This window comes from Sulfurimonas sp., from assembly GCF_019429335.1.
Taxonomy (GTDB): domain Bacteria; phylum Campylobacterota; class Campylobacteria; order Campylobacterales; family Sulfurimonadaceae; genus Sulfurimonas.
Window position 1 is genome coordinate 1 of sequence record NZ_JAHYJB010000044.1, and the last position, 10,314, is coordinate 10,314.

Here is a 10,314-nt window from a genome sequence, read left to right on the forward strand (position 1 = left end):
TTACTACAGCTTCAGACTATTTGTTACCTCCTAATCTGTGTAGTTTGGTACCCAACTGGCGGCTAACCTTTATTGGGGCTGGATTGTCCAGCTTGATTGCCTTAGCTTTGCTTGGCACACTCATTTTCATACTCCTATATTTTATTTTAGAGTATATACTTTTCAACGTGTAGTGATTGTGTAGCAATTAAAAGTTTTCTTTACTTTTCATTTACAGAAATTATGTTACAATTCTACTCATGGGGCTGATCTGGTTTCGACGGGATCAAGTAGCTTCTAATTGCATGTCGGACTGAGCATTTCCGTTACGCGGCTCAACTTGCTTAAACGCAAACAACACAAATTACCGCCCAGCTTACGCAGTAGCATAAGTTTTACCCCGACCTCTTAATTGATGGTCGGCGGGCTGCTTCACCTGTTGACTCTAGATAGGCAGGATTCGAAGTATAACTCTTATGTAGATATATTTTATGTTTGTCTCGAACATAAAAAGAACCCTAGAGGCTCGTCTTGCGTAGCTTTGCAAGTTGTGTGAAGCAAGATTAAACTTAAACGACTTTACTAAACATGTAGACGTTAGGAGTAGCGTGGTTTCGGACTGGAGTTCAATCCTCCACAGCTCCACCATAAAACACCGCAATAAAAATATTTCAAAACAATCATTATCTTTATTTTAACAACTCCTCAGCACTATTTTTGTATAATCTCTTTTAAATTTTCCAATAAGGTATCCCGATGCGCGGTTATAAGATTTTTGCCGGTTCTGCCAGCACACAATTTGCAAAAGAGGTTTGTCAAATTTTAGATATTCCGTTGGCTAAAGCCGATGTTAAAAAGTTTAGTGACGGTGAGATTTCTATTCAAATCTCTGAGAGTGTTAGAGGTCGTGATGTTTTTATTGTCCAATCTACAGGAGCTCCATCAAATGACAACTTAATGGAACTTCTAATTATGACGGACGCTCTTCGACGCTCATCAGCTTCAAGCATCACGGCAGTTGTTCCATATTATGGCTATGCAAGACAAGATCGTAAAGCTGCACCTCGTGTTCCGATTACCGCAAGACTTGTTGCAGATATGTATGAAGCTGCAGGAATCAACAGAGTTGTAACTATCGACCTGCATGCAGGACAAATTCAAGGATTTTTCAATATTTCGGTTGACAATCTTTACGGCTCTGTAACTTTTGAAAACTACATCAGAAGCAAAAACCTTAAAAACCCAATCATCGCTTCTCCGGACATCGGCGGTGTGGCACGCGCTAGATATTTTGCTTCACGTATGGGGCTTGACATGGTTATCGTTGACAAACGCCGTGAAAAGGCAAACGAGAGCGAGGTAATGAACATTATCGGTGACGTTGAGGGCAAAGACGTTATTATGATAGATGACATGGTTGACACTGCCGGAACCATGGTAAAAGCGGCAACCGCACTAAAAAACAAAGGTGCTGCCTCTGTTATGGCATGTGCAACTCATGCCGTCCTTAGCGGAAAAGCTTATGAAAATATTGAAAACGGCGAACTAGATGAGCTTATCGTCACAAACACGCTAGAATCAAAGCAGCACGACAAGATTGTTGTTTTAACTGTTGCACCCCTTTTTGCAGAGGTTATCCGCAGAGTTTATCACAACGAGAGCGTAAACTCACTGTTTGCTTAGTCCCGTAAAAGGAACCTGTCCCTTTTACTCCGCTTGCGCCGCTGAGGCGACTAAAGCTTGCCTCTTTGAGGCAGAAATTTTCATTTAGGATATTTCATTGAAAAACATTAGAAACTTTTCTATCATCGCACATATCGACCACGGCAAAAGTACATTAGCCGACCGTATTATTCAAGAGTGCGGTTCAGTCAGTGATAGAGAGCTCGGCAAGCAGATGATGGATACAATGGATATAGAAAAAGAACGCGGCATTACCATTAAGGCGCAAAGCGTAAGACTCGACTACGTCAAAGACGGCGAGCACTATATACTAAACCTCATCGATACTCCGGGTCACGTCGATTTCTCATATGAGGTGAGCAAATCTCTGGCTTCAAGTGATGGCGCACTTCTTATCGTTGACGCCGCTCAAGGTGTTGAGGCTCAGACAATTGCAAACGTATTTTTGGCGATGGAGAACAACTTAGAGCTTATTCCGGTTATAAACAAAATAGACTTGCCTGCCGCAGACCCCGCAAAAGTTGCCGAAGAGATTGAAACAAGCATCGGCATAGATGCAACCGATGCCTGTTTAGTATCTGCAAAAACAGGTGTCGGTATCCGTGCTCTTATCGATGCAATAGTAGATAGAATTCCTGCTCCGGCGGGAGACCCAAATGCTCCTACTAAAGCAATTATTTACGATTCATGGTTTGACCCGTATTTGGGCGCCTTGGGTCTTGTTCGCGTTTTTGACGGCGAGATAAAAGTAAATCAACTTGTAAAAATTATGAGTAACGGCGAAGAGCATCAGGTTCTTGATTTGATGTATCCGCATCCGCTTAAACGTAAAAAAACTTCTGTTATAAAAACAGGAGAAATCGGCATCGTTGTTTTGGGGTTAAAAGAGGTACATGTCGTCAACGTCGGGGACACTATTACAGATGCAAAAAACCCTACGAAAGAGCCTGTTGTGGAGTATGAGCCTGCAAAGCCTTTTGTTTTTGCAGGAATATACCCAATAGATACGGACGACTTTGAAAATTTACGAGATGCACTTGATAAACTAAGACTAAATGACAGTTCTCTATCATGTTCACCTGAAACGTCTCTGGCTCTTGGCTTTGGTTTTCGCGTCGGGTTTTTAGGCATGCTTCATATGGAAGTTATCAAAGAGAGATTGGAGCGTGAATTTAACCTTGATTTAATCGCTTCCGCACCATCTGTTATCTATCAGGTTTTTCTCAATAACGGCGAAAAAATCAATGTTCACAATCCTTCAGAGCTTCCCGAAGTCAATCGTATAGACAGAATCGAAGAACCATACATTAGAGCTACGGTTATTACTCCAAGTGAATATCTTGGAAGTATCATAACTCTTCTAATAAATAAGCGCGGCATTCAAACAAAAATGACTTACCTTAATCAAGACAGAGTTATGCTTGAGTATGAAGTACCTATGAACGAAATTGTTATGGACTTTTATGATAAACTAAAATCGATCTCCAAAGGTTACGCTTCATTTGATTATGAGCCGATTGAATTTAGAGTCGGTGATCTTGTAAAACTTGATATCAAAGTTGCAGGAGAGGCGGTAGATGCACTAAGTATCGTTGTTCCTCGCAATCAGGCACTCTCACGCGGCCGTGTTTTAGTTAAAAACATGAAAGAGATTATACCTCGTCAGCTTTTTGAAGTAGCCGTTCAAGCTTCTTTGGGCTCTCAGGTAATTGCCAGAGAGACAGTAAAAAGTATGGGCAAAAATGTAACCGCAAAGTGCTACGGCGGGGATATAACCAGAAAGCGAAAACTCCTTGAAAAACAAAAAGAGGGTAAAAAGCGCATGAAGGCAATCGGAAAAGTACAGCTTCCGCAAGAGGCATTTATGTCTGTTTTGAAGATGGACTAGGAAGATGGACTTTTCTCTTGGCGAATGCCAAAGCTTTAGTGAGAGGAATTTTTTTGTGGACGTGTTCGCAAAAAAAGGAGACTCTATAATAGAAGTACAGCTTCCGCAAGAGGCATTTATGTCTGTTTTGAAGATGGACTAGGAAGATGAACTAAAATGCGCTGCTTGATGTGTGAGACTCTTTCACTTTTGCACATCTGCTCACATTGCCAAAAAACCTTTCTCTCTCCAACAATACATAAAAGAAAAATCAGTGACAATATTGAGGTCATCTCTTTTTACAAATACAGCGAAATCAAAAATCTGCTTCATACAAAACATACCGATTTAGGCTACTACATCTACTCTATTCTCGCAAAAAATTCACTAAAAAAATTCGCGCGCGAGTTTGACTACCCAGAGATGATTGCATCCATCGCAGTTGATGACTATGTCTCTGATGGCTATTCGCACACAGCTGTATTAAACAAAGCCCTAAAGAGCAGATGTATAACTCCGCTTTTTAACAAACTGCGTGCAAAAAACAGGGTTTCATACTCAGGCAAAAGCAGAGAGTTTAGAGCGTTAAATCCAAGAGAATTTGAGGTAAAAAAATTTGATGCAAAAAACGTAATTTTAGTAGATGATATTATTACTACTAATTTGACACTTACTCAGGCTCTAAAGGCTATGCAAAAAGAGAACAAAGAGGTTATTCTTTGTTTAACTCTGGCTGATGCAAGCATAAAATAAGTACCTCCCATTGAGAAAGAGGAGCTACTTAAAAAAGCTTCTTAAATAGCCTGTTTAGCTCTTTATCTACCTTCTCTTCAATTTTTCTACCTGCTTCAGATTTCATAAATTTTTCTAAATCTATTGTGATTTTTGGAGAGTTTACATCTCCCTTTAGAGTCCCACTGACTACATTTTTCTTCGCACTAAGTGTTATATCGGTATCTAGCTGGTTTGTCAGCGTGTTTAATTTCGTGCTTTTTGTTACAATAGAAGCCTCTTTTGAGCGCAAATCCACAGATGCCAAGATATTCTCTTTATCGATATCCGCACTTATGCCACCGTTAAAATTCTCTCTGTACATGTCAAATTTAAGATACTGTTTTATCAAATCAAATGTCTGATTTTTTGCAAAAAGAGCATTTGCAACCTGCGCCTCAATAGCGCCTTTGCTAAGGGATAGATTATAATCAATCTTAGCGTTTATCGTAGCATCCAAGAGCTCCGGATAAATTAATATATTAAGCAGTTTCATACTCTTTATGGAGCTTAAATCTGCATGAAAATCATCATTATGAAGCTTTACATCTATCTTTCCATCGGCGATATTTGAGTGCATTGTAAAATCCAAATCTTTTGCTTTTGAAATCTCTCCGTTTGCGACAATAGCTCCTCTCATATGGTGGTCTGTAACAAAAAAGAGCTTGTTCAAGTCTGGAATTGAGGCTTTATAATCACTCTTGAAAGAGGCATTTCCTATGCTGTATTTTGCACTTTTTACGTCAAGATTTGCCAAGTTGGAGTTAAACTTAATGGCACTCTCTGCCATATCGCCCTTTAGAACGGTTGTCGTTGCAGAGTTAAAAGATGTTGATGACATAGGAGATTTAAACTCGTATGTTTTTGTAAGATAGGCAGAGTTAAGCTCCCCTTTTGTTATGGCGGTTGTTATTTTTCCGCTTAAACTCCCGCTTCTTGCATCGCTTATGTCGGCATTCATTGAGAATAACCCGTCCGCATAGTGAGGCTGTTTTATCATGAATAGCACTTTGGCGATATCAAGATTTACTATTTTAGCCCTTATAGATGATGGAGCAAAATTTTTCAGGAGTGCTTCAAATGTCGTATCAGATGAGGCAATATCACTCTTGCCGCTAACTAGCAAATTATCCTTATCTCCTTTTGCCTCTCCGCTAAGTCTAAGGGCACCCCTTACATCTGCACCTGTGATTGGCTTTAACACCTCAAGCTCCTTAATATCAAGCGAATATTTTAAGTCAGCTTTAAATGGCTCTGGAGATACCTCTCCCGTAGTGCTTATCTTAAATAGGTTTGAGACAAAGTCGTAGTTGTAAATGGCATAATCCCCCTCTAGCTTCGCATCAAGGTTCATTGAAAATGAGGTTGCAGGTATAGTCACATTAAAATCGCTCTTCATAAATTTTGGATTTATAGTTCCGTTTTTACTCTTTAAAACTATTTCCCCATCCATTACATGTGGATTTATATTTCTAAAATTTATATCCAAATCTATATCCGCGGTAGCATACGGGTTTTGAGCGCCAAGATATAACAGTGAAGCCAATTTAGCATTTTTCATCTTAGCGATTATCAAGATTGGATTTAAATCGCTCAGCTCTACGCGGTAAGAGGTATCACTCTCACCTACATCGCTCTTACCCTCTATCTCTATAAAAGCAAGGTCACCCTTTATGCCACCATCTGTATGAAATGCCCCTTTTAGAGGAGCAGAAGTAAGCGGCTCCAAACTCTCTAAACTTTTCAAAGAGACATTATAGGCAACATCAAAAGATTTTGAAAAGAGAGAGTATCTACCTTTTGCTTTTATAACGTTTTTTTCATTTAGAGCCAAAACTATCTCAAAATCACTTATGCCAAGCAAAAAAGTCTCTAACTTGCTATCAAGTTTTGTCTGCTCTTTTATCTTAGCCTCTACAATGGGCTTTACTATGCCATTTCCCAGTGGTGTGAAAGCAACTACATATAGAGTTGCCACCAGTGCTGCCACTATACCGCCTGCCCAAACTAAATATTTCATGATATCTCCAATCAAATATGTTATATAATGATACTATATTAAGTATTTTTTTTAGCAAACATTAAGTTGATATATATAGACTCAACTTAATTAACTAAAAAAATTTAACCACTACTTGACATTGTTACACTCAATATGTATAATTGTGTCATCTTTTTAGAAAAGGAGTAATTAAACAGCTATGTCAAAAGAAAAAAAAGAAGAACTTCAGAGCGAACCTCAGGTAAATAAGGAGGAGTGCGCGGAGTCCAACGAAGCTGCTGCGGAAGCAGAAGCTGTGGAAAATGAGTTTAATCTTTTGCAAGAGGAACTGGCTTCTCTAAAAGATAAGTATGCTCGTGTTCATGCTGATTTTGATAACATCAAAAAAAGATTAGAAAAAGAGAAATATACGGCAGTCGAGTACGCAAATGAGAAGTTTGCCAAAGATATGATTCCAGTTATGGATGCGCTTCAAATGGCACTCTCCTCTACATCGAGCGTAACGGACCCAAAAGAGCACCTAGAAAAATTAAAAGAGGGTATCGAGCTGACACTTAAGCAGCTCACATCTGCCTTGGAAAAACATGGAGTAACTATGGTTTCGCACAGTGAACCGTTTGACCCAAATATCCACAACGCTATACAAAGCGTAGATAGCGACACTGTAGAGAGCGGGCAGATAGTTCAAACTTTTCAGACAGGTTACAAATATAAAGAGAGACCGCTTCGCGAAGCGATGGTAGTAGTGGCGAATTAACATTCGTTCATATATTTTACAGAATTTCTATATGTTCTCTTAGGCTTCACCGCGGGTACCCCAAAGCTAAAGCTTTGACCCTTCGGTTGCAGAATCGTCCACATACAAAAATACTGTAAAGCAAAAAATTCTGACACGAGAGTGTCGAGCTTTAGTGCCTTAGCGGCTAGCGAAAGTAAAAGGGACTTGTTCCTTTTACGACAAATAAAATGGAGGTTTCCTTCATTTTATTTTATGAAATAAAATCAAATTAAGGAATATAAAATGAGCAAAGTAATAGGTATAGATTTAGGAACGACAAATTCATGTGTAGCAGTTTATGAGGGCGGTGAGGCAAAAATCATCCCAAATAAAGAGGGTAAAAATACAACTCCTTCAGTTGTTGCATTTACAGACAAAGGCGAAGTTTTAGTAGGAGATCCTGCAAAACGTCAGGCAATCACAAACCCAAACAAAACAATCTCTTCAATCAAGAGAATTATGGGTCTTATGATGAATGAGGAGAATGCAAAAGCTGCTCACGACAAAGTAACTTATAACATCGTAAACAAAGACGGTATGGCAGCAGTTGACGTTGCAGGCAAAATATACACGCCACAAGAGATTTCAGCTAAAATACTTAGCAAACTAAAAGAGGATGCGGAAGCTTACCTCGGCTCAACAGTAACAGACGCAGTCATCACAGTTCCTGCTTACTTTAATGATGCACAGAGAAAAGCAACTAAAGATGCGGGAACAATCGCGGGTCTAAACGTTTTACGTATCATCAACGAGCCGACTGCTTCAGCACTTGCGTATGGACTAGACAGCAAAAATGACGAAAACGTACTTGTTTATGACCTTGGGGGCGGAACATTCGACGTTACCGTTCTAGAGATAAGCGACGGTACTTTTGAGGTTCTTTCAACCGACGGAAACGCATTCTTGGGCGGAGACGACTTTGACAACAAAATCGTTGATTACCTAAACAGTGAGTTCAAAAACACACACGGGATTGACCTTAAAAACGACAAAATGGCGTTGCAACGTCTAAAAGATGCTGCCGAAAATGCTAAAAAAGAGTTATCTAGCTCAACTGAAACAGAGATTAACCTTCCGTTTATCACTATGACAGAAGCTGGACCGCAGCACCTTGTTATCAAGCTTACTCGTGCTAAATTTGAGGGTATGATAGAGTCTCTTATAAAGGAGACTATTGACCACATCAAAACTGCTATGAAAGAGTCCGGTCTAGACAACAACGCTATTAAAGAGATTATTATGGTCGGTGGTTCAATCCGTGTTCCTCTTGCTCAAAAAATGGTATCTGATTTCTTCGGAGGCAAAACTCTAAATAAAAGCGTAAATCCTGACGAAGTTGTTGCAGCGGGTGCGGCTATCCAAGGCGGTGTATTAAGAGGAGATGTTAAAGACGTTCTTCTTCTTGACGTAACTCCGCTTTCACTTGGAATCGAGACTTTGGGCGGCGTTGCTACTAAGATAATTGAAAAAGGGACAACAATCCCTGTTAAAAAGTCTCAAATCTTCTCAACTGCAGAAGACAACCAGCCTGCTGTTAGCATCTCGGTTGTTCAGGGTGAGAGAGAGTTTGCAAGAGACAATAAATCTTTAGGTCTTTTTGAACTAGGAAATATTGCTGCGGCTCCAAGAGGCGTACCTCAAATCGAAGTTACGTTTGACATCGATGCAAACGGTATTTTAACTGTTAGCTCAACCGACAAAGGTACAGGCAAATCTCAGTCTATCACGATTTCTGGAAGTTCTGGACTAAGCGAAGAAGAGATTAGTAAAATGGTTAAAGATGCAGAGCTTCACAAAGCAGAAGACTCAAAGAGAAAAGAGCTTGTTGAACTTAAAAACCAAGCAGATGCGTTAATTGCGCAGACTGAAAAATCTTTAACTGAGATGGGCGATAAAATTGAAGCTGATGAAAAAGCTAAGATAGAGAGCGCGATAACCGAACTTAAAGATGTTCTAAAAGACGAAAATGCTACTAAAGAGCAGATTGAAGCAAAAGTAAAAACTTTAACTGAAGCAAGTCACAAAATGGCTGAGCAGATGTACAAACAAGAGCAAGGTGCACAAGCTGGAGCTGCTGATACGCAAAAGAAAAAAAGCGACGATGACGTAATCGACGCTGAAATAGAATAGACCTAGCATATACTAAAAATACGCTCACTTAGGCTTCGTTTCACTGCGGAATCGTTCGCTTTATTTTTAGTTTTGCAAAGAACATCAATATAAAGCATTAAGTTCCCATACATCCTGGTATGGGAACTTAACTCTCTTTTAATACGTTAGAATGTAGAATCCAGAGTTTATAACTCCCAAGGAGATTAAGTGTTTTACAAATTTACGCTCTACACTCTTTTTATCTCCATCGCACTCTCCGGCTGCAACATATCAAAACAGCAACCACATGCTTTAATCAGCGATAAAAAGCCCATATCAACAAACAAATACAGAAGCCAAAGCGGCTTTTACTTTGTCTTAATTGAGAATAACGACGACATCTGGAAAATTGTTGACATCAAAGACAGAGCCATAGAAAAAAGAGCAAAGCAAAATCAGGAAATCCTAAAAATAGATGAATCATACAGCGAAGTTCACCCATATTTTTCAAACAAAATTGGTGAAAATCCTTCAAACATATATAAATGTAACAAAACAAATGATCCAAAGATATACTCTCCATGCACAAGCGCTCTTGTTAAAAATGTTGATGAAAGAGGTCTATTTAGCTTCCTAAAAAACTTCTACTCTAGCTCTTTGATAAACAAACATATAGACAAAGAGCTTATTTATAAAATCTCAAGAGAGACAAATCTATTTGATACGATTGAGAGCAAAAAAGATATCTTTGCCTATATAGAGTGTGAGCGCTCATTTCGCAGAGCTTCAACTATTGATGAATTTAATGCCGTTATAGAGAAGTGTTCATCGCTTGAAGATGCAAAACGAATCATTGAATTGTCTATTAAAAACCGTGATGCCATGGTTAAAAGAAAAATAGTTGAGGATTAAGAGAGAAGAATAGAGGAAGAGCAGTTGCAAAAAGAGAGTGAAAAAAACAAAAATCAAGCATAAGTGGCTAGAGAAAAAAACCTCAGATGTAAAAGTTAACTTTCTTGAGCCACTTGCAGATTCCCACAAACAACCAATAATTTAAGCTAATTTAAATTTTAAAAAGCCTTTTGAAATCGTGTAAATGGTATAATTTTTTACCAAAAAAACAATACAAAACATCAATCAAAT

At 39.0% G+C, this 10,314-nt stretch carries 7 protein-coding genes and 1 other RNA gene; 7 read left to right on the forward strand and 1 reads right to left on the reverse strand.

What is annotated here, in order from left to right; translation table 11 throughout:
* Positions 1-241 precede the first annotated feature (241 nt).
* The 4 genes from ssrA to K0A91_RS10390 all read left to right on the forward strand — a co-directional run bounded on the left by ssrA (position 242) and on the right by K0A91_RS10390 (position 4,282).
* Positions 242-627, forward strand: a transfer-messenger RNA (tmRNA) gene (gene ssrA, locus K0A91_RS10375).
* A gap of 108 nt (positions 628-735) precedes the next feature.
* Positions 736-1,662, forward strand: coding sequence for a ribose-phosphate pyrophosphokinase (locus K0A91_RS10380; protein WP_295010119.1), 927 nt, complete (start codon positions 736-738; stop codon positions 1,660-1,662).
* Between the two features lie 97 nt (positions 1,663-1,759).
* A complete protein-coding gene (lepA, locus tag K0A91_RS10385) occupies positions 1,760-3,550 on the forward strand; it encodes a translation elongation factor 4 (protein WP_295010120.1) in 1,791 nt (596 codons plus the stop codon).
* A gap of 156 nt (positions 3,551-3,706) precedes the next feature.
* A complete protein-coding gene (locus K0A91_RS10390) occupies positions 3,707-4,282 on the forward strand; it encodes a phosphoribosyltransferase family protein (protein ID WP_295010121.1) in 576 nt (191 codons plus the stop codon).
* Between the two features lie 28 nt (positions 4,283-4,310).
* On the opposite strand, the gene K0A91_RS10395 is transcribed toward K0A91_RS10390, so the two are convergent.
* On the reverse strand, positions 4,311-6,320 hold the full coding sequence (locus K0A91_RS10395) for a hypothetical protein (RefSeq protein ID WP_295010122.1): 2,010 nt from the start codon (positions 6,318-6,320) through the stop codon (positions 4,311-4,313).
* Positions 6,321-6,501: 181 nt separating this feature from the next.
* On the opposite strand from K0A91_RS10395, the gene grpE reads away from it, so the two are divergent.
* The 3 genes from grpE (at position 6,502) to K0A91_RS10410 (ending at position 10,083) form a co-directional block, all read left to right on the forward strand.
* Positions 6,502-7,059, forward strand: a complete 558-nt coding sequence (gene grpE, locus K0A91_RS10400; protein WP_295010123.1) for a nucleotide exchange factor GrpE — start codon at positions 6,502-6,504, stop codon at positions 7,057-7,059.
* 264 nt (positions 7,060-7,323) lie between these two features.
* The gene (gene dnaK, locus K0A91_RS10405) at positions 7,324-9,210 is read left to right on the forward strand and encodes a molecular chaperone DnaK (RefSeq protein WP_295010124.1); all 1,887 of its coding nucleotides are present in this window, start codon (positions 7,324-7,326) and stop codon (positions 9,208-9,210) included.
* A gap of 189 nt (positions 9,211-9,399) precedes the next feature.
* The gene (locus tag K0A91_RS10410) at positions 9,400-10,083 is read left to right on the forward strand and encodes a hypothetical protein (RefSeq protein ID WP_295010125.1); all 684 of its coding nucleotides are present in this window, start codon (positions 9,400-9,402) and stop codon (positions 10,081-10,083) included.
* Positions 10,084-10,314: the final 231 nt, after the last annotated feature.

Excerpts from the sequence above, each read along its gene's own strand:
- K0A91_RS10380 (WP_295010119.1), top strand. The coding sequence starts at position 736 with ATGCGCGGTTATAAGATTTTTGCCGGTTCTGCCAGCACACAATTTGCA.
- K0A91_RS10390 (WP_295010121.1), top strand. The coding sequence starts at position 3,707 with ATGCGCTGCTTGATGTGTGAGACTCTTTCACTTTTGCACATCTGCTCA.
- K0A91_RS10395 (WP_295010122.1), bottom strand. The coding sequence starts at position 6,320 with ATGAAATATTTAGTTTGGGCAGGCGGTATAGTGGCAGCACTGGTGGCA.
- grpE (WP_295010123.1), top strand. The coding sequence starts at position 6,502 with ATGTCAAAAGAAAAAAAAGAAGAACTTCAGAGCGAACCTCAGGTAAAT.
- dnaK (WP_295010124.1), top strand. The coding sequence starts at position 7,324 with ATGAGCAAAGTAATAGGTATAGATTTAGGAACGACAAATTCATGTGTA.